Annotated in this window: 20 protein-coding genes; 14 read left to right on the top strand and 6 right to left on the bottom strand. The window is 73.8% G+C overall.

What is annotated here, in order from left to right:
* Positions 1-61: 61 nt before the first annotated feature.
* The gene (locus ACIOGZ_RS39290) at positions 62-790 is read left to right on the top strand and encodes a ZIP family metal transporter (RefSeq protein WP_363586539.1); all 729 of its coding nucleotides are present in this window, start codon (positions 62-64) and stop codon (positions 788-790) included.
* A gap of 79 nt (positions 791-869) precedes the next feature.
* Here the strand turns inward: ACIOGZ_RS39290 and ACIOGZ_RS39285 are convergent, their stop codons facing one another.
* Positions 870-1502 (bottom strand): MarR family winged helix-turn-helix transcriptional regulator, encoded by a 633-nt coding sequence (locus ACIOGZ_RS39285; RefSeq protein ID WP_400989466.1) that lies wholly within the window; start codon positions 1500-1502, stop codon positions 870-872.
* 167 nt (positions 1503-1669) lie between these two features.
* On the opposite strand from ACIOGZ_RS39285, the gene ACIOGZ_RS39280 reads away from it, so the two are divergent.
* Complete coding sequence (locus tag ACIOGZ_RS39280) at positions 1670-2002, top strand: DUF2218 domain-containing protein (protein ID WP_363586507.1); 333 nt, start codon at positions 1670-1672, stop codon at positions 2000-2002.
* Here ACIOGZ_RS39280 and ACIOGZ_RS39275 read toward each other — a convergent pair.
* A complete protein-coding gene (locus ACIOGZ_RS39275) occupies positions 1975-2643 on the bottom strand; it encodes a phosphatase PAP2 family protein (protein WP_400989464.1) in 669 nt (222 codons plus the stop codon). The two genes, ACIOGZ_RS39280 and ACIOGZ_RS39275, sit on opposite strands and share 28 nt — an antisense overlap.
* A 490-nt stretch (positions 2644-3133) precedes the next feature.
* Positions 3134-4474: a 4-aminobutyrate--2-oxoglutarate transaminase gene (gabT, locus tag ACIOGZ_RS39270; protein WP_363586509.1), complete on the bottom strand. Its 1341-nt coding sequence runs from the start codon at positions 4472-4474 to the stop codon at positions 3134-3136.
* A gap of 240 nt (positions 4475-4714) precedes the next feature.
* Between gabT and ACIOGZ_RS39265 the strand changes: the two genes are divergently transcribed.
* From ACIOGZ_RS39265 to ACIOGZ_RS39255, 3 genes are all read left to right on the top strand, one after another.
* Positions 4715-6793 (top strand): ATP-binding protein, encoded by a 2079-nt coding sequence (locus tag ACIOGZ_RS39265; RefSeq protein WP_400989462.1) that lies wholly within the window; start codon positions 4715-4717, stop codon positions 6791-6793.
* 153 nt (positions 6794-6946) lie between these two features.
* Positions 6947-8512 carry a PucR family transcriptional regulator gene (locus ACIOGZ_RS39260; protein WP_363586511.1) on the top strand — a complete coding sequence of 522 codons (1566 nt, stop codon included), beginning with the start codon at positions 6947-6949 and terminating at the stop codon, positions 8510-8512.
* 229 nt (positions 8513-8741) lie between these two features.
* Complete coding sequence (locus tag ACIOGZ_RS39255; RefSeq protein ID WP_063347635.1) at positions 8742-10184, top strand: aldehyde dehydrogenase family protein; 1443 nt, start codon at positions 8742-8744, stop codon at positions 10182-10184.
* 89 nt (positions 10185-10273) lie between these two features.
* On the opposite strand, the gene ACIOGZ_RS39250 is transcribed toward ACIOGZ_RS39255, so the two are convergent.
* Positions 10274-10942, bottom strand: coding sequence for an NAD(P)-binding oxidoreductase (locus tag ACIOGZ_RS39250; RefSeq protein ID WP_400989460.1), 669 nt, complete (start codon positions 10940-10942; stop codon positions 10274-10276).
* Between the two features lie 84 nt (positions 10943-11026).
* On the opposite strand from ACIOGZ_RS39250, the gene dxr reads away from it, so the two are divergent.
* The 5 genes from dxr to ACIOGZ_RS39225 all read left to right on the top strand — a co-directional run bounded on the left by dxr (position 11027) and on the right by ACIOGZ_RS39225 (position 16639).
* The gene (gene dxr, locus ACIOGZ_RS39245; RefSeq protein ID WP_350885642.1) at positions 11027-12256 is read left to right on the top strand and encodes a 1-deoxy-D-xylulose-5-phosphate reductoisomerase; all 1230 of its coding nucleotides are present in this window, start codon (positions 11027-11029) and stop codon (positions 12254-12256) included.
* A 119-nt stretch (positions 12257-12375) separates the two neighbouring features.
* The gene (locus ACIOGZ_RS39240; protein WP_363586513.1) at positions 12376-13680 is read left to right on the top strand and encodes a site-2 protease family protein; all 1305 of its coding nucleotides are present in this window, start codon (positions 12376-12378) and stop codon (positions 13678-13680) included.
* A 143-nt stretch (positions 13681-13823) separates the two neighbouring features.
* On the top strand, positions 13824-14984 hold the full coding sequence (ispG, locus tag ACIOGZ_RS39235; RefSeq protein ID WP_363586514.1) for a flavodoxin-dependent (E)-4-hydroxy-3-methylbut-2-enyl-diphosphate synthase: 1161 nt from the start codon (positions 13824-13826) through the stop codon (positions 14982-14984).
* A gap of 157 nt (positions 14985-15141) precedes the next feature.
* Positions 15142-16017, top strand: a complete 876-nt coding sequence (locus ACIOGZ_RS39230) for a GNAT family N-acetyltransferase (RefSeq protein WP_350885688.1) — start codon at positions 15142-15144, stop codon at positions 16015-16017.
* Between the two features lie 70 nt (positions 16018-16087).
* On the top strand, positions 16088-16639 hold the full coding sequence (locus ACIOGZ_RS39225; protein ID WP_063347629.1) for a GNAT family N-acetyltransferase: 552 nt from the start codon (positions 16088-16090) through the stop codon (positions 16637-16639).
* A gap of 8 nt (positions 16640-16647) precedes the next feature.
* On the opposite strand, the gene ACIOGZ_RS39220 is transcribed toward ACIOGZ_RS39225, so the two are convergent.
* Together ACIOGZ_RS39220 and ACIOGZ_RS39215 are read right to left on the bottom strand one after the other, a co-directional pair.
* Entirely contained in the window at positions 16648-17571 is a 924-nt protein-coding gene (locus ACIOGZ_RS39220; RefSeq protein ID WP_363586515.1) for an aminoglycoside phosphotransferase family protein, read from the bottom strand.
* 87 nt (positions 17572-17658) lie between these two features.
* On the bottom strand, positions 17659-18093 hold the full coding sequence (locus ACIOGZ_RS39215) for a ferritin-like domain-containing protein (RefSeq protein ID WP_400989474.1): 435 nt from the start codon (positions 18091-18093) through the stop codon (positions 17659-17661).
* A 974-nt stretch (positions 18094-19067) separates the two neighbouring features.
* Between ACIOGZ_RS39215 and rimP the strand changes: the two genes are divergently transcribed.
* From rimP to infB, 4 genes are all read left to right on the top strand, one after another.
* A complete protein-coding gene (gene rimP, locus ACIOGZ_RS39210; RefSeq protein ID WP_350885651.1) occupies positions 19068-19622 on the top strand; it encodes a ribosome maturation factor RimP in 555 nt (184 codons plus the stop codon).
* A gap of 57 nt (positions 19623-19679) precedes the next feature.
* On the top strand, positions 19680-20690 hold the full coding sequence (gene nusA / locus ACIOGZ_RS39205) for a transcription termination factor NusA (protein WP_063347626.1): 1011 nt from the start codon (positions 19680-19682) through the stop codon (positions 20688-20690).
* Positions 20691-20784: 94 nt separating this feature from the next.
* A complete protein-coding gene (locus tag ACIOGZ_RS39200) occupies positions 20785-21084 on the top strand; it encodes a YlxR family protein (protein WP_079135592.1) in 300 nt (99 codons plus the stop codon).
* A gap of 249 nt (positions 21085-21333) precedes the next feature.
* Entirely contained in the window at positions 21334-24477 is a 3144-nt protein-coding gene (gene infB, locus ACIOGZ_RS39195) for a translation initiation factor IF-2 (protein ID WP_400989458.1), read from the top strand.
* Positions 24478-24520: the final 43 nt, after the last annotated feature.

The following is a 24520-nucleotide window of genomic DNA, read 5'->3' as shown; positions in this document are numbered from 1 at the left end:
GATCGACCCACCCGGAGGCGGCCCGGTGACCGCCGTCCTGGTCGCCGCCGGGGCGTTCCTGATGACCCTGATCGGCGGCTTCGTCGCCCAGCGAACCGGTGACCGCCGCCACCTCGTGCTCGGCTTCGCCGCCGGCCTCATGCTCGGCGTGGTCGCCTTCGACCTGCTGCCCGAGGCCATGCGCCAGGCACCGGACGAGGTACACGGCGTGCCGCAGGCGCTGCTGATGTTCGCGGTCGGCTTCCTCACCATCCACGTGGTCGAACGCGCGGTCGCCATCCACCGCGGCCACGAGAGCGAGTACGCCGAGCACACCCACGGCCACCAGCACGCGCACGCCCACCACGCCGGGCGCCAGGGCGTCGGCCTGACCGCCGCGCTGGCCCTGGTCGGGCACAGCGTGATGGACGGCTTCGCGATCGGCGCCGCCTTCCAGGCCGGCACCACGGTCGGAACGGTCGTCGCCATCGCCGTCGTCGCCCACGACTTCGCCGACGGCTTCAACACGTACACGATCACCCGGCTCTACGGGAACAACCGGCGGCGGGCGCTGGCGCTGCTCGCGGCGGACGCGCTGGCCCCGGTGTCCGGCGCCGCGATCACCCTGGCCTTCACCATCCCCGAGCACCTGCTCGGCCTCTACCTCGGCTTCTTCTCCGGGTTCCTGCTCTACCTGGCCACCTCCGACATCCTCCCGGAGGCACACAGCCCGCACCCCTCCCGCAGCACCCTGCTCTGCACCGTCGCCGGGGTGGGGTTCATGTGGCTGGTGATCGGCCTCGCCAACTAGGCCTGGCTCGGCAGGGCCAGGGCAGGACGGGACGGGGCCTGACGCGGCGGACCGCCCGGCGCCGCCGACCGCTCCCGCATCACCGCGCCGCGCCCGGGGGCGCCGTCCGCGGTGGTGGACCGGCTGCGAGGAAGCGGGCCTCGGCGGCGCGCAGCACTCGTAGCAGCACTTCCTGCTCGTCGGGACTGACCTCGCCGAAGTACTCCTGGGCCACCTCGTGCCGGACCTGCCCGATCCGTTCGACCGCTGCGCGGCCCGCCTCGGTCAGCAGGATCCGGACCGCCCGCCGGTCGGCCGGGTCGGGCCTGCGCTCGACCAGGCCGGCCTCCTCCAGCGCGTCGACCACGGTGGTCGCCGAGCGCGGGGCGATGTGCAGCCGCTCGGCCAGGTCGCTCAGCCGCATCGGGTGGTCCGGCAGCTCGCAGCCGGGCGCGTGGGCCAGGGTGTTCAGCGCCCGGGCCTGGCCGGGGGTGATGCCGTACGGCTCCAACTGCCGCCCGGTCTGCCGACGGATCCGCTTGATCGCCCTGGTCATCGTGTCGGCCAGCTCGGCGGCGGTGTCCGAGGCGGTGGCGTCTGAGGCGGTGGCGTCTGAGGCGGTGGTGTCCGAAGCCGTGGTGCCCGAGCCTGCGGTGTCCGAGGCGGCCGCCTCGGCAGGGGCGCCGGGCGGGCCGGGGGAGGGGTCCGCCGGGTCGGTCGGCGTGGTGGTCATCGGCGGTCTCCTCGGCAGGCGTCCGCCCCAGGGTATCGGCCGGTCCGGGGCCGGTGGCCGACAGCGGACGGCGCCCGGAGAAAAATGTTGAGCTTGGCTCAGTATCTGGGTTAGCGTAGCCCCAACTGAGGGGACCCTAAGTTCCCTCCCCGGATCCTGGAGGGCCCGTGCCCCGCTCCGAAGCCCGCGTCACCACCGACCGCCCCGTCCGCTACGCCAAGCAGCTCGCCGCCCACATGGGCCGCAAGATCGAGGCCACCTTCTCCGAGGAGACCGGCCGCGGCACCCTGGTCTTCGGCGCCGGCACCGCCACCCTGGAAGCCCGGCCCGACGCGCTGCTGCTCACCGTCGAGGGCGAGCGGGAGAACCTGCCCGGCCTGGAGGACGTCGTCGGCCGCCACCTCGTCCGCTTCGGCGCCCGCGACGAACTCGTCATCGAATGGCACCGCGACAACGGCGAGACCGGCCTCGTTCACCGCAACGACGACCCCGAGGCCTGACCGCCGCCCCCGCCGCCCGGCCGGGGCAGTCGCCGGGCCAGCCCCCACAGCACCAGGGCGGCCAGGCACCAGCTGGCCACCACGTCCAGCAGCCAGTGGAAGTCGCTCCACACCAGCCCCGCGCCGACGCCCACCGCCAGCAGCACCGCGGCCGCCGTCAGCAGGCGCGCCGCCCACGGTCCCGCCACCCGCACCAGCAGCAGCGCCGCCACCCCGTACGAGAGCGACGCGGTGGCGGTGTGCCCGGACGGGTACCAGCCCCACTGTTCCGGCGTCAGCGGATCACCGAGCGGCCCCGGCCGGGCGAACGCGGCCTTGGCCGGCACCACCAGCAGCGGGATCAGTCCGGCGGTCAGCGCCGCCACCGGCAGCGGCAGCCACCAGCGCCCCGCCGCCCCCGTCCGGCGCCACCGCCACGCGGCCAGCACGCCGGCCGCCAGCAGCACCGGGATCGCGGGCACGCTGTCGCCCAGGTCGGACAGGATCTGGCCCAGCTGGTCCAGCAGCGCGCTGGGGTGGTCCCGGTGGGCGGTCCGGACGGCTCCGCGGACCGCGCGGTCCCATCCGAGCAGCGGGCCGTCCACCGCCACCTGCCACGACACCAGCAGCAGGACGACCGCCGCCGTCAGCGGCACGGCCACCGAGCGGGCCACCCGGCCCGGAACGCCGGACAGCCGCCCCGGAGCAGGGGGGAGAGCTCCGGGGCGGCTCTGATGATCGCCGTTCCGTGCGCCCCGGGGGGTGTGGGTCGGACGGTCGGTCGATCGGTCTTCGGTGGGTGCCACCCCTCCCGGGGCGGCCTGGTCGTCCTCGCGGCACGCATGCGGACCCGCCGTCGGGGGCGACCCCGCAGGCGGCTCCGCCCATGGCTGCGGCTCGCTGTCCATCTGCGATGACACTACGTCAACAGCCTTTCCGCGCCGAGCGCCTTCAGCGATCCCCCACATCATCTTCACCCCGCCCCGGGCGGCCCTCCGGGAGCCCCGACGACCTGGCCCGACCGGGCGGCGGGCCCGTCCGACCGGCCGGTGACAACCGAACGGCCCGCGAGGACCAGAGGTCCCCACGGGCCGTTCAGCGCTGTCCGGACAACCCTCCGGAGGGGGTTCACGACCTGACGGGCGACACCGCTCAGACGGCGGCGAAAGCGCCCTCCAGGATGTCCAGGCCCTCGGCCAGGAGGTGCTCCGCGATGACCAGCGGCGGCAGGAAGCGCAGCACGTTGCCGTAGGTGCCGGCGGTCAGCACCACCAGGCCCTCGGCGTGGCAGGCCTTCGCGATGGCCGCGGTGGCCTCCGCGTTCGGCTCCTTGCCGCCCGGCTTCACCAGCTCGACGGCGATCATCGCGCCGCGGCCGCGGACCTCGCCGATGATGTCGAACTTCTCCTGCATCGCCCGCAGGCGGCCCAGCATGATCTCGCCGATCCGCTGCGCCTTGCCGTTGAGGTCCTGCTCCTTCATCGTCTCGATGGCGCCCAGCGCGGCCGCACAGGCCACCGGGTTGCCGCCGTAGGTGCCGCCCAGACCGCCCGCGTGCGCGGCGTCCATGATCTCGGCGCGACCGGTCACCGCCGCCAGCGGCAGACCGCCGGCGATGCCCTTCGCGGTGGTGATCAGGTCCGGGACGATGCCCTCGTCCTCACAGGCGAACCACTGGCCGGTACGGCAGAAACCGGTCTGGATCTCGTCCGCGACGAACACGATGCCGTTCGCCTTCGCGTACTCCACGATCGCCGGCAGGAAGCCCTTGGCCGGCTCGATGAAGCCGCCCTCGCCCTGGATCGGCTCGATGATGATCGCGGCGACGTTCTCGGCGCCGATCTGCTTGTTGATGACCTCGATCGCCTGCGCGGCGGCCTCGGCGGCGCAGTTCTCCGCACCCGTCAGCCAGCGGTACGGGTAGGCCACCGGCACCCGGTAGATCTCCGGGGCGAACGGGCCGAAGCCCTGCTTGTACGGCATGTTCTTCGCCGTCAGGCCCATGGTCAGGTTCGTACGGCCGTGGTAGCCGTGGTCGAACACCACGACGGCGGTGCGCTTGGTGTAGGCGCGGGCCACCTTCACCGCGTTCTCGACCGCCTCGGCGCCCGAGTTGAACAGCGCGGTGCGCTTGTCGTGGTCACCCGGGGTCAGCTCGTTCAGCTGCTCGGCGACCGCCACGTAACCCTCGTACGGGGTCACCATGAAACAGGTGTGGGTGAAGGCGGCCAGCTGCTCGCTCGCCTTCGCCACCACGGCCTCGGCGCTGTTGCCGACGTTCGTCACGGCGATGCCGGAGCCGAAGTCGATCAGCGAGTTGCCGTCCACGTCCTCCAGCACGCCGCCGTTGGCACGGGACACGTACACCGGCAGGGTGGTGCCGACACCGGCCGCCACCGCACCCAGCTTGCGGGCCTGCAGCTCCTGCGACTTCGGACCGGGGATCGCGGTGACCAGGCGGCGCTCCTGCGGGAGCGGCGTTGCGGCGCTCATGGTGTTCTCCAGACTTCTCGGCTCGGTGCTTCGCAGGCTACGGCCGCCCTCCCCGGCCGGGCATGCGCCACTCGGTAGCACTGAGCCGTCCGACTTGTCCGGCACGGCCAGCGCGGGTGGTGCGACTACCAGCAGGCCCCGCTCCACTACATTGAGCGCGGGCGTGTCGCCGGTACGGCGGCATGGGTATGGCGGCACCGACGGCGATCGGGCCGGGCGGGCGAGGGAGCGGGGCCGTACATGGCGCACGACGGGGCACACCACCACACCGATCGGACCACCACCAGACCCCCGGCCCCCATGCCGCACCAGCGGCCCGGCACCCGCACCGACGGGGCCCCCGCCTTCGACCTCCCCACCTGGGCCGCGGCCCCGCGCCCGGAAGCCGAACCCGGCGTCTACCGGCTGGGCTACCGCCCCATCGACCCGGAGCGGGCGGAGGCGGCCCAGGTCGCGGCCTGGCCGCTGCTCCTGCGGGCGGGACTCAACGCGGTGGTGGGGTGGTTCGCGTTCCTGTACGGGACCCAGTTGGTGCTTCGCCTGATCGTGCTGACGGTCTGGGTGAAGAATCCCACCGATACCGAAGTGACCGTGGTCGGCGTGTCCGTCAACCTCCTGGTGGCCGCGCTCGTCATCAAGCTCTTCGGCCGGATGGGCCGTTGGCCCGAGGTGTGGCGGCGGTACGTGTCGCCGTTGCTGTCGCGGGCGGTGACGCAGGAGCAGCCCGCGGAGGAGGGTGTGGCGGTGGCCCAGGTGGTGCGGCGGCTGGACCCGTGGGGCGGGCTGCGGCAGGGCGGGGCGGCCGAGGCGGCGGGGCGGCTGGAGCGGGAGGCGGTCGGGGACGTCGACTACGTGCGGATCCAGCGGGCGTGGGAGTCGGCGCAGGCGGATCCGGCGTTCGTGCCGGCCTTCGTCGAGCAGGTGGTGGCGCGCGGTGGGGCGGCCTTCGCGCACCCTTCGGAGTCGCGGGAGCTGGCGGACCGGGGTGAGCGGCACGATCTGCTGCTGGGCCAGGTCTGCCTCGGGACCGCCCAGGACGTGCCGAAGAACCCGCTGAGTCATCGGGCGGCCGGTTTCGCGCTGGATCCGGCGCTGCTGGGCACGTCGCTGCTGGCGGTGGGTCCGGCGGGGACGGGGAAGACGGCGCGGCTGGCGCGGCCGGTGGCGGAGGCGCTGTGTCTGCAGGCGCTGGCCGGCACCGCGTGCGTGGTGGTGGTGGGGGCGGCGGACACGGATCTCGGCCCGGACGCCTGGTACGACGTGGTGATCGCGCCCGGTGATCCGGCGTCGGTGTACGGGCTGGACCTCTACGGTGCGGCGCAGGATCCGGACGAGGCGGCCGCCCGGCTGGCCGAGGCGCTGCTGCCGGACGAGTTGACGGCGCGCGCGGAGAACGCCCGGACGGCGCTGCAGCAGGTGGTGGGCCCGTTCCACGCCGCGTACGCTCGCTATCCGGGGGTGCGGGAGCTGCGGGCGCTGCTGGCCGGTGAGCCGGACGTGCTGGCGGCCCTGGTGAAGGCGCTCGGGGTGGCGGGCCGGCTGGCCGTGTACGAGCGGGACCTGGAGCACCGGGAGCGTCAGCGCGGCCGGGCGGACGATCCTGGGGCGCTGCTGGCGGACCGGCTGGCGCTGCTGGACCGGCCGGCCTTCGAGGGCGCCTTCGCGACGGACGGCACCGGGCGGCCCCCGTTCGCGATGCGGGTGCTGGACCATCCGTTGCGGGTGCGGGTGAAGCTGCCGGAGCGCAGCCATCCGGAGGCCGCGCGGATGCTGTCCCGGTTGGTGGTGGGGCAGTTCGTGCAGGCGGCGGGGGCCCGTACGGACCGTTCGCTGTTCGCCGGCCTGGTGGTGGACGACGCCTCGGCGGCGCTGGACGCGACCGCCGTGCGCGGGGTGCAGCGGATGCGGGGGGCGAACGCGGGCGCGGTGCTGCTGCTGCGCACGCTGGTGGATCTGCCGGAGGCGCTGCGGGCGCCGTTGTTCGGCGCGGTCGGCTGCCGGATGGCGTTCCCGGGGATCGCGCCGTGGGACGGCCGGCTGTTCTCGGAGGCCTGGGGGACGCACCTGGTGCAGGAGACCGCGGTGACCCACACGCCCGACACCTCGGGCGGCGTGGTGCGGCGGGCCGGGCGGTTGGGGCGGCGGGCGTTGTCGGGGACGGCGGCGCAGACGGAGTCGGTGACGACGCGGGACGTGGAGCGCTTGCGCTGGTCGCCGTCGGATCTGGCGCACGCGCTGCCGGCGGGGCACGCGGTGGTGTCGTTGACCGCGGTGTCGGGGGAGCAGGTGCCGCCGTTGCTGGTGGATCTTCGGGGCTGACGGGGCGAGGGGCGGAAGCTCGCCGTCACGGTGGATTCGGCAGTGCCGGTTGTCCGGAGCGTCCATAATGAGGGGGAGAGACTCTCACTTGTCCCATTGCCCTCTCCTCGCCCGGCCGCAACGGCGCGGTCAGGTCGATCCCCCGAAGGTGCCATGCCCCCCACACTCGCCTCCGTTGTCCGCAACAGTTCGCTCCATCTGACGGTCCTCGCCGGCGCGGACCACCTGGAGCGGCCGGTCCGCTGGGTGCACACCAGCGAGCTGGACGACCCGACGCCGTTCCTGGAGGGTGGCGAGCTGCTGCTCACCACCGGGATCAAGCTGGGCCGTACGGCGGCCCAGTTGCAGGCGTACGTGCACCGGCTGGCCGATGCCGGGGTGGTGGGGCTGGGCCTGGGGGTGGGGCTGTCGCATACGGAGGTGCCGCAGCCGCTGGTGGACGCGGCCGCGCAGCGGGGGCTGCCGCTGCTGCGGGTGCCGGAGCCGACGCCGTTCATCGCGATCAGCAAGGTGGTGTCCGCGGCGCTGGCCGCGGAGCAGTACGAGGCGGTGACGACCTCCTTCGAGGCGCAGGAGGAGCTGACCCGGGCCGCGCTGGGCAAGGACGGTACGACGGCGGTGGTGCGCCGGCTGGCGGCCCGGCTGGGCGGCTGGGCGGCGCTGTACGACGGCTCGGGGGCGCTGTCGGTGGTGGCGCCGGACTGGGCGGCGCGCCGGGCGGGGCGGCTGGCGGCGGAGGTGGACCGGCTGCGCCGGCGTCCGGCGCCGTCGAGCGCCGCGTTGCAGGGGCGGGCGCCGGGGATCGACACGGCGGACGAGGACTACGTGGTGGTCCAGTCGCTGGGGGCGGACCGGCGGGCCCGGGGCTTCCTGGCGGTGGGCACCGAGGACCGGATCACCCCGACCGAGCGGTACGTGCTGAACGCGGCGGTGGCGCTGCTGACCCTGACGCTGGAGCGCTCGCGCGAGCTGCGCCAGGCCGAGGAGCGGATGGGCGCGGCGCTGCTGCGGATGGTGCTGGCGGGCGAGGTGGCGACGGCCCGCCAGGTGGCGGTGGGGCTGTTCGGCGGTATGCCGGAGGGGACGATACGGGTTCTGGTGGCCGGGGCCGGGCCGAACGCGGAGGCCGCGGAGGCGCTCGGGGAGCTGGGGGACCGGGCCGAGCAGGCGGGTGCCCGGGTGGGCGAGAAGCTGCTGGTGGCGCGGGAGGACGGCGCGCACGGGGCGCGGCTGATGGTGCTGGCGCTGGACAACGGGGCGGTGCACCGGGCCTGTCTGGGTGCGGTGGAGGAGCACGAGGGCCTGTCGCTGGGCGTGTCGGCGCCGGCCGCGCTGGAGGACGCGGGGACGGCGCACGCGCAGGCCGAGCGGGCGCTGGCGGTGGCGCTGCGCGGTGGCCGGCGGTCGGTGGACCACGAGGAGGTCGGTGCGGGGTCGCTGCTGCCGCTGCTCGGCGAGGACGCGGTGACGGCGTTCGCCGAGGGGCTGCTGCGGCCGCTGCGCGAGCACGACCGGACGGCCCGCGGCGATCTGGTGGCCTCGCTGCGGGCGTGGCTGTCCCGGCACGGGCAGTGGGACGCGGCGGCGGCCGATCTCGGGGTGCACCGGCACACGCTGCGCTACCGGATGCGGCGGGTCGAGGAGCTGCTGGGGCGTTCGCTGGACGACACCGACGTGCGGATGGAGCTGTGGCTGGCGTTGCGCTCCGGCGAGGAGTAGGTCGCACCCGAGCCGCACAGAGCCGCACAGAGCCGCACCGGGCCGCACCGAGCCGCACCAAACCGGGCCCCGTCCGGGCTCAGCCCGGGAGGCCCTGGACGGGATGGAGCAGCGTCGGGGGCGAACGCTCCGAGTCGGCCAATCCGGTCGGTGCGCCGCCCCACCTACCCTCGGGTTCGGGTCCCACACCCGTGGGCCCGATGACGACGAGGAGAGGGCCGGTACCACGGTGACCACCACGTACGATTTCTGGCTGGCCGGCCGACGGGCGAGCGGCGACGCCGACTTCGAGGTGCACAACAGCTGGGACGGCCGTCTGGTCGGCAAGGTGAGCATCCCGACCGAGGCCCAGGTCGAGGAGGCGCTGGACGCCGCCGTCGCCGCGCTGCCGGTGTTCGCCGCCACCCCGGCGCACGTCCGCTCGGCCGCGCTGGACCACGTGGCCAAGCGCCTGGCCGAGCGCACCGAGGAGCTCGCCCAGCTGATCACCGCGGAGAACGGCAAGCCGATCAAGTGGGCCCGTGGTGAGGTCGGCCGCGCGGTGTCGGTCTTCCGCTGGGCGGCCGAGGAGGCCCGCCGGACCAACGGCGAGACGATGCGGCTGGACACCGACCCGGGCGGCGTGGGCCGTTTCGCGGTGGTGCGCCGCTTCCCGCGCGGTGTGGTGCTGGGGATCGCCCCGTTCAACTTCCCGCTGAACCTGGTCGCCCACAAGGTCGCCCCGGCGATCGCGGTCGGTGCCCCGATCATCCTGAAGCCGGCCCCGGCGACGCCGCTGTCGGCGATGGTGCTGGGCGAGATCCTGGCCGAGACCGACCTGCCGGCCGGTTCGTGGAGCATCCTGACGGTGCCGAACGACCGGATGCCGGCGCTGGTGCAGGACGAGCGCCTGCCGGTGATCTCGTTCACCGGTTCGGACAAGGTCGGCTACCAGATCATGGACTCGGTGCCGCGCAAGCACTGCACCCTGGAGCTGGGCGGCAACGCCGCGGCCGTGGTGCTCGCCGACTGGTCCTCGGAGGCCGACCTGGACTGGGCGGCCACCCGGATCGCGATGTTCGCCAACTACCAGGGCGGCCAGTCCTGCATCTCGGTGCAGCGGGTGATCGCCGACGCGTCGGTGTACGACGCGCTGGTGGAGAAGGTCGTGGCCAAGGTCAAGGCCCAGGTCACCGGTGACCCGAACGACGACGCGACGGACGTCGGCCCGCTGGTGGACGAGAACGCCGCGAAGCGGGTGGAGTCCTGGGTGGACGACGCGGTCGCCAAGGGCGCCAAGGTGCTCGCCGGCGGGGGCCGCGAGGGTGCGACCTACGCGCCGACCGTGCTGGCCGAGCTGCCCGCGGACGCGATCCTGGCCAAGGCCGAGGTGTTCGGCCCGGTCCTGTCGCTGCACCGGGTGGACGGTGTGGACGAGGCCTTCGCGGCCGTCAACGACTCGGCGTTCGGCCTTCAGGCGGGCGTGTTCACGCACGACCTGCAGACCGCCTTCCGCGCCCACCGGGAGCTGGAGGTCGGCGGTGTGATCATCGGCGACGCGCCGTCCTACCGCGCCGACCAGATGCCGTACGGCGGCGTCAAGGACTCCGGCGTCGGCCGTGAGGGCGTCCGGTACGCGATGGACGACTACACGGTCGAGAAGGTCCTGGTCCTCAGCGGCCTCGACCTCTGAGCGAACCCGTGAGTGAGGGGCCCGGTCCGGTGACCGGGCCCTTCGCCCGTTCCGGGGCCCGGTCGGCCCAGCCGTCGTGTCCGCCCGTGTCAGCCGTTGTGTCCGCCCGCGACGGAGACGGCCTCCTCGACCGGGGTGTCGCCGGCGACCAGCTCCAGCGTCTGCCCGGCCGTGCCCGGTGCGCGCAGCAGCGCGGCGAGGACGGCGGCGACGTCGGCCCGGTCCACGGCGCCGCGCGCGACCGAGGCGGCGAGCCGGACCAGGCCGGTGCCGGGGCCGTCGGTGAGGCGGCCGGGGCGCAGCACCGTCCAGTCCAGGGCCGTGCGGGCCCGGACGGCGTCGTCGGCGGCGCCCTTGGCCCGCAGATAGGTCTCGAAGACCTCGTCGGCGGGGTGCTGGGCGTGGGCGTCGGCGCCCATCGAGGAGACCATCAGGTAGCGCCGGACGCCCGCGAGTTCGGCGGCGTCGGCGAGCAGCACGGCGGCGTCGCGGTCGACGGTGTTCTTGCGGGCGGCGCCGCTGCCCGGTCCGGCGCCGGCGGCGAAGACCACCGCGTCGGCGCCGGCGAGCAGTTCGGCGAGTTGCGGGGCGGTGGCGGACTCCAGGTCGAGCAGCAGCGGTTCCGCGCCGGCGTCGGTGAGGTCCCGGGCCTGTTCGGGGCGGCGGATGATCCCGGCGGGCTGCTCGCCGCGCGCGGCGAGCAGCCGTTCGAGTTTCAGCGCGATCTGTCCGTGGCCCCCGGCGATGACGGTACGCATGGCTCCGACGGTAGCCCGGGGCGCGGACCGGCGTCCTGTCGGGAGGCGTCCTGCGCGGGGCCCCGGGCAGGACACAATGGGCGCATGACTTCGCTCGCCCACCCGCAGCTGCGGTTCACGCCCACCGTGCAGGACCCTTCCGGCCCCCGGGAGCTGGTGATCCTCGGTTCGACCGGGTCGATCGGCACCCAGGCCATCGACGTGGTGCTCCGCAACCCGGACCGGTTCCGGGTGGTCGCCCTGTCGGCGGCCGGCGGCCGGGTGGAGCTGCTCGCCGAGCAGGCGCTGCGGCTGGGCGTGCACACGGTGGCGGTGGCGGACCCGGCGGCCGAGCCGGCGCTGCGCGCGGCGCTGGCGGCGAAGGCGGCGGGCGCTGCGCTGCCGGCGGTGCTGGCGGGGCCGGACGCGGCGACCGAGCTGGCCGCGATGGAGTGCCACTCGGTGCTGAACGGCATCACCGGGTCGATCGGGCTGCGGCCGACGCTGGCCGCGCTGAGGGCGGGCCGGGTGCTGGTGCTGGCCAACAAGGAGTCGCTGATCGTCGGCGGCCCGCTGGTGAAGGCGGTGGCGCGGCCGGGGCAGATCGTGCCGGTGGACTCCGAGCACGCGGCGCTGTTCCAGGCGCTGGCGGGCGGCACCCGGGCCGAGGTCCGCAAGCTGGTGGTGACGGCCAGCGGCGGTCCGTTCCGCAACCGGACGCGTGAGCAGCTGGCCGGGGTGACGCCGCAGGACGCGCTGGCGCACCCGACCTGGGCGATGGGCCCGGTGGTCACGATCAACTCGGCGACCCTGGTGAACAAGGGCCTGGAGGTGATCGAGGCGCACCTGCTGTACGACGTGCCCTTCGACCGGATCGAGGTCGTGGTCCATCCGCAGTCGGTGGTGCACTCGATGGTGGAGTTCACCGACGGTTCGACGCTGGCGCAGGCCAGCCCGCCGGACATGCGGATGCCGATCGCGCTGGGTCTGGGCTGGCCGGAGCGGGTGCCGGACGCCGCCCCCGGCTGCGACTGGACCAAGGCCGCGACCTGGGAGTTCTTCCCGCTGGACGACGAGGCCTTCCCGGCGGTGGAGCTGGCCCGCGAGGTGGGCACCCTGGGCGGTACCGCGCCGGCGGTCTTCAACGCGGCCAACGAGGAGTGCGTGGAGGCGTTCCTGAAGGGGCGCCTCGCTTTCACGGGAATCGTGGACACTGTTGCCAAGGTCGTCGCCGAGCACGGCACGCCCGTGCCGGGAACTTCCCTGACGGTCGAGGACGTCCTGCACGCGGAGGACTGGGCCCGCGCCCGGGCCCGCGAGCTGGCGGCGGGCTGACGGCGGCGGGTTGACGGCGTGGGCCGTTTCCGGCCGGGTGTACCCGTACCGGGTGTCCGGCCGGGCGTGACTGCGGTAAGACAAGACGACGAGCGGAGCGGCATGACGGAGGGCCAGCGGTGGCAATGGTTTTGACGGTGGTCGGCATCCTGGTCTTCGCGGTCGGGTTGCTCGTCTCGATCGCCTGGCACGAGCTCGGCCACCTCTCGACGGCCAAGCTGTTCGGCATCCGGGTGCCGCAGTACATGGTCGGCTTCGGCCCGACCGTCTGGTCGCGGAAGAAGGGCGAGACCGAGTACGGCTTCAAGGCGATCCCGCTGGGCGGCTACATCCGGATGATCGGGATGTTCCCGCCGGGTGCGGACGGCCGGATCACCAAGCGCAGCAGTTCCCCTTGGCGCACCATGATCGAGGACGCCCGAGAGGCCTCCTACGAGGAGCTCCAGGAGGGCGACGAGCACCGGCTGTTCTACACCCGCAAGCCGTGGAAGCGCGTCATCGTCATGTTCGCCGGGCCGTTCATGAACCTGGTCCTGGCGTTCGGCCTGTTCCTGACGGTCCTGATGGGCTTCGGCGTCTCGACGGCGGTGCCGACCATCGGCTCGGTCGCCCAGTGCGTGGTCAAGGCCGGTTCGCCGACCGACGTGTGCCCCGCGGACGCGCCCAAGACCCCCGCCAACGAGGTGGGGCTGCGGCAGGGGGACAAGGTCCTCTCCTTCGGCGGGGACCGGATCCGCGACTACGACCAGCTCCAGGCGGACATCCGGAAGTCGGCCGGCCAGCAGGTCGAGATCCTGGTCGACCGGGGCGGGCAGCAACTCGTCCTCAAGCCCGTCATCGCCGTCAACGACGTGCAGAAGTACGACGGCAACGGCGTGCCGCTCAAGGGCCAGACCGTGCAGGCCGGCTTTCTCGGCTTCACCCCCAAGCAGGGGGTCGTCCAGCAGAGCTTCGGGCAGTCCCTGGACCGGATGGTCGGCATGGCCGAGAACGGGGTGAAGTCGCTGGCCGCGCTGCCGGGCAAGATCCCCGGTCTGTGGAACGCCGTGGTCGGGGACTCCCCGCGTGACCCGGACTCGCCGATCGGCATGGTCGGCGCCGCCCGGGTCAGCGGTGAACTGGTGAGCATGGACCTGCCCGCCAGCCAGCGGGTGGCGATGTTCGTCAACCTGCTGGCCGGGATCAACCTCTCGCTCTTCCTGTTCAACATGCTGCCGCTGCTCCCGCTGGACGGCGGCCACATCGCGGGCGCGGTGTGGGAATCGGTCCGCCGCCGATTCGCTCAGCTGTTCAAGCGGCCCGATCCCGGGCCCTTCGACGTCGCCAAGCTGATGCCGGTGGCGTACGTCGTGGCCAGCGTCTTCATCGGCTTCACCCTGCTGGTGATGGTCGCCGACCTGGTGAACCCGGTGAAGATCAGCTAGAGCGTTCGGGTACGGCGGGTGTGCTGGGGTCCGGCGCCGTGCCGTACCGTGGAGGCCGGGTGCGCGATCGAGGCGCGCCCGGCCTCGGCCGTCCCACTGGCCGGGCGGTCGACCACACCTCAACCCCGGGGAACCCTGCGCACATGACCGCGATCTCGCTCGGTATTCCGTCCCTGCCGCTCAAGCCGCTCGCCAAGCGCCGTGTATCCCGGCAGATCATGGTCGGCAACGTACCGGTCGGCGGTGACGCTCCCGTCTCGGTGCAGTCGATGACCACCACCGTGACCTCGGACATCAACGCCACGCTGCAGCAGATCGCTGAGCTCACCGCATCCGGGTGCCAGATCGTCCGGGTCGCCGTCCCCACCCAGGACGACGCCGACGCGCTGCCGATCATCGCCAAGAAGTCCCAGATCCCGGTGATCGCCGACATCCACTTCCAGCCGAAGTACGTCTTCGCCGCGATCGACGCCGGTTGCGCCGCGGTCCGCGTCAACCCGGGCAACATCAAGGCCTTCGACGACAAGGTCGGCGAGATCGCCAAGGCCGCCAGGGACGCCGGCGTGCCGATCCGGATCGGCGTCAACGCCGGCTCGCTCGACAAGCGCCTGCTGGAGAAGTACGGCCGCGCCACCCCCGAGGCCCTGGTCGAGTCCGCGCTCTGGGAGTGCTCGCTGTTCGAGGAGCACGACTTCCGCGACATCAAGATCTCGGTCAAGCACAACGACCCGGTCGTGATGATCAACGCCTACCGCCAGCTGGCCGCCGCCTGCGACTACCCGCTGCACCTCGGCGTCACCGAGGCCGGCCCCGCCTTCCAGGGCACCATCAAGTCCGCGGTCGCCTTCGGCGCGCTGCTCGCCGAGGGCATCGGCGACACCATCCGGGTCTCCCTCTCCGCCCCGCCGGCCGAGGAGATCAAGGTCGGCAACCAGATCCTGGAGTCGCTCGGCCTGCGCCAGCGCGGCCTGGAGATCGTCTCCTGCCCGTCCTGCGGCCGCGCCCAGGTCGACGTCTACAAGCTGGCCGAGGAGGTCACCGCCGGCCTGGAGGGCATGGAGGTGCCGCTGCGCGTCGCCGTCATGGGCTGCGTCGTGAACGGCCCGGGCGAGGCCCGCGAGGCCGACCTCGGCGTCGCCTCCGGCAACGGCAAGGGCCAGATCTTCGTCAAGGGCGAGGTCATCAAGACCGTCCCCGAGTCGAAGATCGTCGAGACCCTGATCGAGGAGGCGCTCAAGCTCGCCGAGCAGATGCAGGAGGCGGGCGTCGAGGCCGGTACGCCGACCGTCGTCGCGGCCGACTGACCACACAGGGTCCGCGCGGTGCGCCGCGCGCAGTCTTCCGGAAGCGGGGCCGTCCGTTCGCGGACGGCCCCGCGGCCGTAGCCGGGTGGGGCCACGGAGTAGGGTGCGGCCAGATTCGTCTCAGTGAGGTGCTGTCTCGATGCTCGATCGAGGTGTGATGCTCCCCGGCTCGTTCCAGGCCGCCCGCGCCCTGGCCACCACCCGCGTGTTGGAGCCCCCCGACCTCGCGGACGCCTTGGAGATCCTCCACCGCGACCCGGTCGCCAACTCCTTCGTCGCCACCCGGGTCGAGGCCGTCGGTCTGGACCCCTGGCGGCTCGGCGGCGAGATGTGGGGCTGGTACGACGGGGACGGCGCCCTCGCCGCGCTCTGCTACGCCGGGGCCAACCTCGTCCTGGTCGACGCCGGGCCGGAGGCCGTCGCCGCCTTCGCCGAGCGGGCCCGCCGGCAGGGCCGCCGCTGCTCCTCGATCGTCGGCCCGGCCGGGGCCACCGCCGCCTTCTGGGCGCTGCTGGAACGCAGTTGGGGCCCGGCCCGCGAAGTCCGCGCCCACCAGCCGCTGTTGGCCACCGCCGTGCCCTCCGCCGAGATCGCGCCGGACCCGCTGGTGCGGCGGGTGCGGCGGGAGGAGATCGACGCGCTGATGCCCGCCTGCGTGGCGATGTTCACCGAGGAGGTCGGGGTCTCCCCGCTGGCCGGTGACGGCGGCCTGCTCTACCAGGCCCGGGTCGCCGAACTCGTCTCCGCCGGGAGGTCGTTCGCGCGTTTCACCGAGGACGGCGAGGTCGTCTTCAAGGCCGAGATCGGCGCCGTCACCGAGGGCGCCTGTCAGGTCCAGGGCGTCTGGGTCGCCCCCGGGTACCGGGGCCGGGGCCTCTCCGAGACCGGCATGGCCGCCGTCCTCGACCTCGCGCTGCGCGAGATCGCCCCGGTGGTCTCGCTCTACGTCAACGACTTCAACCTGCGGGCCCGGGCCGCCTACCGGCGGGTCGGCTTCCGTGAGGTCGGCGCGTTCATGAGCGTGCTGTTCTGAGTCCGCTCCCCGGGAGTTCGGTTCCGATCTTCGCCCGCGCCGGCGGCCCACGGGTAGTAACGTCCGAGGCATGGATCAGCTGACCGGGGTGACGATCGAGGCCATCGACCTTGCGGCCTGGGCGCCGCAGGCGCTGGAGGTCCAGGCGGTGGCGTTCGGCCTGACGGCCGAGGAGGTCGCGGTCCGGCTGCACATCGTCGGCCGGCACGCCCACCAGCCCGGGGTGATCGCGCTCGGCGCGATGAGCGGCGGCCGGCTGGTCGGTTTCGGCTACGGGATGCCCAACCAGCGCGACCACTGGTGGAGCACGGTGATCGAGCCCTACCTGGACGCGCGCGGCCACGACGCCTGGCTGGACGACGTGTTCGCCGTCACCGAGCTGCACGTGCTGCCCGAGTACCAGGGCCAGGGCGTCGGCTCCCGGCTGATCCGCACCCTCTGCGAGCGCTCCGGGCTGGAGCGCAGCATCCTCTCCGCGATCGACGCGGAGACCCCCGCCCGGCGGCTCTACCGGGCGCTCGGCTACCAGGACCTCGCCCGTGCGGTGCGCTTTCCCGCCACGGACCGGCTGTACGCGGTGATGGGGGCCCGGCTTCCGCTGCGCGGGCCGGGCGAGGCGTAGGGCTCGCCCTACAGCGCCCCGGCGAACTCCAGGTAGAGTTCGGCGTCCTCCCGGCGGCCGGCCGCCAGGGCCCGCAGGGCGAGGTCGACGGCCCGGAACAGCGTCCAGCCGCGCAGCCGTTCCCGGTCCACCTCCAGCGCGTCCGCGAGCTGGTGCAGCCGGCGGCGGACGGCCGCGGCCACGCCGGGGGAGCCGACCAGGGTGTCCGCCCGGTCCAGCGCCAGCCGGGCCAGGTCGAAGGCGCGCTCGCCGGCCAGCGGGCGCGGGTCGATCGCCAGCCAGGGCGCTCGGTCGGCGGCGAGCACGTTGCCGTGGTGGAAGTCCCCGTGGAGCAGGAAGGTCTCGGCGGCGGAGCCGGCCAGGCCGTCGGCGGTGTCCAGCGCCTCGGCGATCAGCGGCTCGGCCTCGGCGGCGCCGGGCAGGGCGCGGTGCCCGCGCAGCCGTTCCGCGGTGTCGGCGGTCCGGGCCGCGAGGGTCGGGAACGGGTGGTCCTCGGGCAGGGTGCTCCAGAGCCGGTGCAGCAGGCTGGTCGCCTCCAGCATCGCCTTCGCCTCGGCGAGCGAGCGCAGCGGGATGTCCCCGTGCAGCCGCTCCAGCAGTTGGACGCCCTCGGCGGGGTCGGTGTCCAGCAGCAGGACGGCCCCGCGCCCGGCCCAGTGGGCGAGCGCCGCGTGCTCCAGCGCGGTCTCGGGGGTCCGCAGGCCGGTCTTGAGGACGGCGGGGGAGAGGTCGTCGCGGTGGACGTAGGCGACCAGGCTCAGGCTGCCGCCGGGGTCGAGCACCCGCTCCAGGGTGAGGTCCCAGCGCGCCAGGTGGGCGGCCACCCGCGCGGGCAGCCCGGCCAGCCACTGCCGGCCCGGTTCGCCCTCGCTCGCCGCGACGCCGCGCGCCAGCCAGGCGGGGACGGTGATCTGCGGTGCTGCTCCCGACATGCCGGCCTTCCGGTTGACGCTCCCCCGTTGGTGTTACCCGTCCATTGTCGGCCATGAACGGGAAACCGCAGGTCAGCGCTGCGGGCCCTAGGGACTGGTGGCCGTGGGGGTGGGGAGGGGCTCGGGGATGCCGGGGAAGGCGGGGTCGGCCGCGCCCCAGCGGTGGGCGCGCAGGGCGCTGTCGCGCAGGGCGTCGGCGGCGGTGCCCCGTTGGGGGCCGGGGACGGCGGCGACCAGGTCGGCGTAGACGGTGGTGAGCCGGGTTTCGAGGTGGGCGGCGAGCTTGGTGGCGCCGGCCGCGTCGGTGACGGCGAACGGGAGCTGGTAGCCGCCGGCGGCGGCGGCCGGGGTGGCGCCGAGGGAACCGATCAGCCGCTGCCAGGCGTCCCGCCGGGCCTCGTGGGCGGCGTAGGCGGTGCGGGCGTCGGTGCGCTGCTGGTCCTCGGGGAGCCGGGCGCCGACCACGCCGTAGCCGTAGACGGCGGCGTGTTCGGCGCCGAGGGCGCCCTGGAGGGCGGTCACCGCTGCTGCGGCGGCGGGGTCGGCCGACGGGCCGGCGGAGGGGGGAGCGGTGGGCTGGTCGCTCGGGGGCGCGGTCGGCGCCTCGGTGGGGGTGGCGGCAGGGGGCGGGGCGACCGGCGGGGTGGTGTCGCCGAGGGCGACGGCGTGCAGCACGTCGGAGGCGGCGACCGAGGCGAGCAGCCGGGCCAGCGGCGGCCGGGCTGCGGCCAGGTCGGTGAGGCGGGCCTGGGCGGTCTGCCGTTCGAGTGCGGCGAGCGCGGCGGGGGTGCCGACCGGCGTTCCGCTCGCTGCCCCGCTCGCTGCCCCGCTCGGCGGCGCGCTCGGTGTCCCGCCCGGGCCGGCCGAGGACGTGGCCGGGGACGCCGGGGGGATGGAGGCGGCCGGCAGCCCGTAGGCGAGGGCGGCGCGGTGCTGGGCCACCTCGGCCCGGAGCGGCTGCAGCACGGCGGCCTGGGCGCCGCCCGGGCCGGCGAGCAGCGCGTCGTAGCCGGCCAGCAGCGTGTCGGTGGCGGCGATCGAGCGCAGGATGACCGGTTCGTCCGGGTTCGGCAGCGGGCCGCGGTTGCCGGGCGTGGTGTCGTTGCCGCCGTGGGAGCCGGTGCAGGCGGTGAGGGCGGTGAGGGCGAGCAGCCCGAGAGTCAGGAACGTCCGTCGGCTGGGCGGCTGCATGGGTGTCACTCCGGGGCGTGTGCGGGAGGGCGGCCTCCCCGCCTGCCCTTCGTAGGCGTGAATGATTACAGAATCCCCACGATTCCGGGCGGGGATTCGGATCCAGGGACGCCCCGGGAGCGGGTGTGAGCTTGCTCGCAGTGGGTGGCGTGCGCCCGGTCGGGGGTGGTCCGGAATCGGTGGTTCGCGGCTTCACCGGCTAGGCTTTGGGCCGAGCTGCCGTGACCCGGTGTGCGCCGGACCGGCGCCGGAGGGGGCGGAGCGACCTTCTGACAACAGCAGACGCGGCCGAGGAGTCCACCCGGATGAGCACCACCCACACCGACCGGCTGCGCGCGTTGCTGGAGCCGCTGGCCGTGCAGGCCGGTCTGGACCTGGAGGACGTCAAGGTCACCAAGGCCGGCAGCCGCCGCCAGGTGCAGATCGACGTCGACACCGACGGCGGCGTGGACATGGACGCCATCGCCGAGTTCAGCCGGGTGGTCGGTGAGGCTCTGGACGAGTCGGACCTGATGGGCGACGAGCCCTACCTGCTGGAGGTCGGTTCGCCGGGCGCTGAGCGTTCGCTGGACCTGCCCCGGCACTGGCGTCGCGCGGAGGGCCGACTGGCCAAGATCCACCTGGTCGACGGCGGGGAGATCGTCGCCCGGGTGCTGGAGGCGGACGAGGACGGCGCGCTGGTCGAGGTGCAGCCGGTGAAGGGCCGTGGCCGTCCGAAGGAGCGCCGGCTGGCGTACGCCGAGGTGGATCGGGCGCGCGTGCAGGTCGAGTTCAACCGCAAGGACGACAAGCTCCTCGACGAGGCCGCGGACTACGCGGACGACGACGCCTCCGAGGAGGGGGACGACGGTGCGCTGTGACCTGCGCGCCGCCCGGACCATGACGAACGTGACGAAAAAAGACGAGGAGGCGTAGCCGTGGACATCGACATGAGTGCCCTGCGCACGCTGGTCAACGAGAAGAACATCCCCTTCGACCTGCTGGTCGAGTCCATCGAGTCCGCCCTCCTCACCGCGTACCACCGCACCGAGGGCTCGCGCCGCCGCGCCCGGGTGCACCTGGACCGCAAGTCCGGCCACGTCACCGTGTGGGCGACGGAGGACCCGGCCGAGCTGGACGAGGGCGTCGAGCCCAAGGAGTTCGACGACACCCCGAACGGCTTCGGCCGGATCGCGTCCAGCATCGGCATCCAGGTGATGATGCAGCGCCTGCGCGACGCCGCCGACGACCAGACCTTCGGCGAGTACGCGGGCAAGGAGGGCGACATCGTCACCGGTGTCGTCCAGCAGGGCAACGACCCGAAGAACGTGCTGGTCGACATCGGCAAGCTGGAGGCCATCCTGCCGCCGCAGGAGCAGGTCCCGGGCGAGGACTACCGGCACGGCACCCGGCTGAAGTGCTACGTCGTGGCGGTGCGCCGCGGTGTGCGCGGGGCCTCGGTGACGCTGTCGCGGACGCACCCGAGCCTGGTGAAGAAGCTGTTCGCGCTGGAGGTCCCGGAGATCGCGGACGGCAGCGTGGAGATCGCGGCGATCGCCCGTGAGGCCGGCCACCGCACCAAGATCGCGGTCTGGTCGCGCCGGGCCGGGCTGAACGCCAAGGGCGCCTGCATCGGCCCGATGGGCAGCCGGGTGCGTGCGGTGATGGGCGAGCTGCACGGCGAGAAGATCGACATCGTCGACTGGTCGGAGGACCCCCGGGAGATGGTCGCCGCGGCGCTGTCCCCCGCACGGGTGACCAGCGTGGAGATCGTCGACCTGGCCCAGCGTTCCGCCCGGGTGATCGTGCCGGACTACCAGCTGTCGCTGGCGATCGGCAAGGAGGGGCAGAACGCCCGCCTCGCCGCCCGCCTCACCGGCTGGCGGATCGACATCCGGCCGGACACCGAGGGCCAGCCCGAGGACGGCGGTCGGGACACCGACCGCTGAGCGCGGCGCTGACCGGCCGTTCGTCCTGTCAAAGCCCCCCGCCGTTCCGCCCGGGATCGGCGGGGCGGCGCCATGTCCCTTCGGAGGGGTAGACTTGCCTTCGTCTGGCCGGACGCACGTCCGAGCACGCCCGGAACGCACCTGCGTGGGCTGCCGCAAGCGAGCGGCCAAGCACCAGCTGTTGCGTGTCACGGCGGTCGAGGGCGTCTGCGTCCCCGACCCCCGTGGCGCACTGCCGGGCCGGGGCGCTCACCTGCACCCCGATCCGGCCTGCCTCGACCTCGCGGTTCGCCGTCGGGCGTTTCCCCGGGCCTTCCGCCTCCAGGGGACGCTCGACACGGAGCGGCTCCGCGAGTTCATCGGGGAGCGGACCGTCGACACCCCGGCGCCCTGAGTCCCTCAGGCCGCCCGGTGGGGCGACGCCCGCAACGGCCGCCGCTCAGTGCGGCGGGAGAACCACCGCAACAAGCACGGTTCGCGGGCAGCCGCGTGCCGTGCCACCAGTCAGGTACCTCGCGATGTGGAAGTAGGTCGAGATTGCGATGAGCTCTCGATGAGTACGCGATGAGTACGCGATGGGTACGCCCATGAAGTAGCGACGGTCCGGCGGACGAGACACCCCGGACTCATAGACAGGAGTGAAGTGGCTAAGGTCCGGGTTTATGAACTCGCCAAGGAACTTGGCTTGGAGAGCAAGGCCGTCATGGCCAAGCTCACCGAGCTCGGTGAGTTCGTCCGTTCGGCGTCCTCGACGATTGAGGCGCCGGTCGTACGTAAGCTGACTGACGCGCTTGGTGTGGCCCCCACCGGTGGTGGTTCCGCTGCCAAGCCGGGCCCGCGCAAGAGCGCGGCGCCCCAGCCCGCGGGTGGCTCCGCCGCCGCGGGTGCACCCAAGCCGGGTGCTCCGACCCCGGGTCCGCGCCCCAGCGCGACCCCTGGTCCCCGTCCCACCCCGGCCGCGGCTCCCGCGGCCCCTGCGGCCCAGGCCGCGCCCGCCGCCCCGGCGGCCCCCGCCGCCGCGAAGCCGGCGGGTGGCCCGACCCCGGGTCCGCGCCCGGCGGCGCGTCCCGCCGCTCCGGCGGCCCCGGCCGCGCCCGCGGCCGAGTTCTCCTCGCCGGCTCCGGCCGGTGACACCCCGCGTCAGGCTCCGCAGGCCTCGCAGGCTCCGCAGGCCCCGCAGGCCTCGCGTCCGGCCGGTCCCGCCGCCGGCGGTGCCCGTCCGGGTCCGCGTCCGGCCGGCCCGCGTCCGGGCAACAACCCGTTCACCTCGGGCAGCGCGACCGGTATGGCCCGCCCCGGCGACCGCCGGCAGGGCGCGCCGGGTGCGCGTCCGGCCGGTCAGGGCGCCCCGGGCGGCGACCGTCCGCGTCCGGGCGGCGACCGTCCGCGTCCCGCCGGTGCTCCCGGTGCCGACCGTGGCGCCCCGCGTCCCGGTGGCGACCGTCCGCGTCCCGCCGGTGCTCCCGGCGCTGACCGTGGCGCCCCGCGTCCCGGTGGCGACCGTCCGCGTCCCGACGGCATGCCGCGTCCGGCCGGTCCGCGCCCCGGCGCCCCGTCCCCGTCCGGCATGCCGCGCCCGAACCCGGGCATGATGCCGCAGCGTCCGGCTCCGGGCCCGCGTCCGGGCCCCGGCGGCCGTGGCCCCGGTGGCCCCGGTGGCCGTCCGGGTGGTCCGGGTGCCGGTGGCGCCCGTCCGGGCTTCCAGGGTCGTCCGGCCGGTCCGGGCTCGCGTCCGGCCGGTGGCGGCGGCTTCGGCGGTCCGCGTCCCGGTGGCGGTGCCCCCGGTGGTGGCGGCGGCTTCGGCCCGCGTCCCGGTGGTTTCGGTGGTCGTCCCGGCGGCCCGGGTGCCCGTGGTGGCACGCAGGGCGCCTTCGGTCGTGGCCCGGGCGGTCGCCCGGCGCGTGGCCGCAAGTCGAAGCGGGCGAAGCGCCAGGAGTACGAGGCCATGCAGGCCCCGTCCGTCGGCGGTGTGATGCTGCCTCGCGGCAACGGCCAGACCGTTCGCCTGTCGAGCGGCGCCTCGCTGATGGACTTCGCGGAGAAGATCAACGCCAACCCGGCCGCGCTCGTCTCCGTCATGTTCAACCTCGGTGAGATGGTCACCGCGACGCAGTCGGTCTCCGACGCGACCCTCGAGCTGCTGGCCGGCGAGATGGGCTTCATCCTGGAGATCGTCAGCCGCGACGACGAGGACCGCGAGCTGCTGGAGTCGTTCGACATCGACTTCGGTGCGAACGAGGGCGACGAGGACCAGCTGGCCCCGCGCCCGCCGGTCGTCACCGTCATGGGTCACGTCGACCACGGTAAGACCCGCCTGCTGGACGCCATCCGCAAGTCCAACGTGGTGGCCGGCGAGGCCGGTGGCATCACCCAGCACATCGGTGCCTACCAGGTCGTCACCGAGGTGAACGGCGAGCAGCGCCCGATCACCTTCCTCGACACCCCGGGTCACGAGGCGTTCTCCGCCATGCGTGCCCGTGGTGCCAAGTCCACCGACATCGCGATCCTGGTGGTCGCGGCCAACGACGGTGTCATGCCGCAGACGGTCGAGGCGTTGAACCACGCCAAGGCCGCGGGTGTGCCGATCGTGGTCGCCGTCAACAAGATCGACGTCGAGGGCGCCGACCCGACCAAGGTCCGCGGTCAGCTGACCGAGTTCGGTCTGGTGGCGGAGGAGTACGGCGGCGACACCATGTTCGTCGACATCTCCGCGCGCCAGGGCCTCAACATCGAGCAGCTGCTGGAGGCCGTGGTCCTCACCGCGGACGCCTCGCTCGACCTGCGGGCCAACCCCGAGCAGGACGCGCAGGGTATCGCCATCGAGGCCCACCTCGACAAGGGCCGCGGCGCCATGGCGACCGTGCTCGTGCAGCGCGGTACCCTCCGCGTCGGCGACTCGATCGTGGTCGGCGACGCCTACGGCCGCGTCCGCGCGATGCTGGACGAGAACGGCAACAGCCTCGCCGAGGCCGGCCCGTCCCGCCCGGTGCTGCTGCTCGGTCTGACCTCGGTGCCCCGCGCCGGCGACAGCTTCATCGTCGTCGACGAGGACCGCACCGCCCGTCAGATCGCCGAGAAGCGCTCGGCCCGCGACCGCAACGCCGCCTTCGCGCAGCGTCGGGTCCGGGTGTCCCTGGAGGACCTGGACAAGGCCATCGCCGCCGGCGAGATCGAGCAGCTCAACCTCATCATCAAGGGTGACGTCTCCGGTTCGGTCGAGGCCCTCGAGGACGCCCTCGTCAAGCTGGACGTGGGCGAGGAGGTCGAGCTCCGCATCCTGCACCGCGGTGTGGGTGCGATCACCGAGTCCGACGTCAACCTGGCGATGGGTTCGGACGCCATCATCATCGGCTTCAACGTGCGCGCCGAAGGCCGTGCGCGTACCGCGGCCGACAAGGAAGGCGTGGACGTCCGGTACTACTCGGTCATCTACCAGGCGATCGAGGAGATCGAGAACGCCCTCAAGGGCATGCTCAAGCCCGAGTACGAGGAGGTGCGCCTCGGCTCCGCGGAGATCCGCGAGGTGTTCCGCTCCTCCAAGTTCGGCAACATCGCGGGTGTCATCGTCCGCGAGGGCCTGCTGCGCCGCAACGCCAAGGCCCGCCTCATCCGCGACGGCAAGGTCGTGGCGGAGAGCCTCACCATCGAGGGTCTGCGCCGCTTCAAGGACGACGCGACCGAGGTCCGCGAGGGCTTCGAGGCCGGTGTCACCCTGGGGTCGTTCAACGACATCAAGGTCGAGGACATCATCGAGACCTACGAGATGCGCGAGAAGCCGCGTTCGTAGTCGGTGAAAGCCGGGGCCGGTCGACGGGTGGTATTTCCGTCGA

This window comes from Kitasatospora sp. NPDC088160 (assembly GCF_044741445.1).
Taxonomy (GTDB): Bacteria; Actinomycetota; Actinomycetes; order Streptomycetales; family Streptomycetaceae; genus Kitasatospora.
Note: the sequence above shows the minus strand (reverse complement) of the source record. Positions and strands in the feature narration are given on the sequence as shown.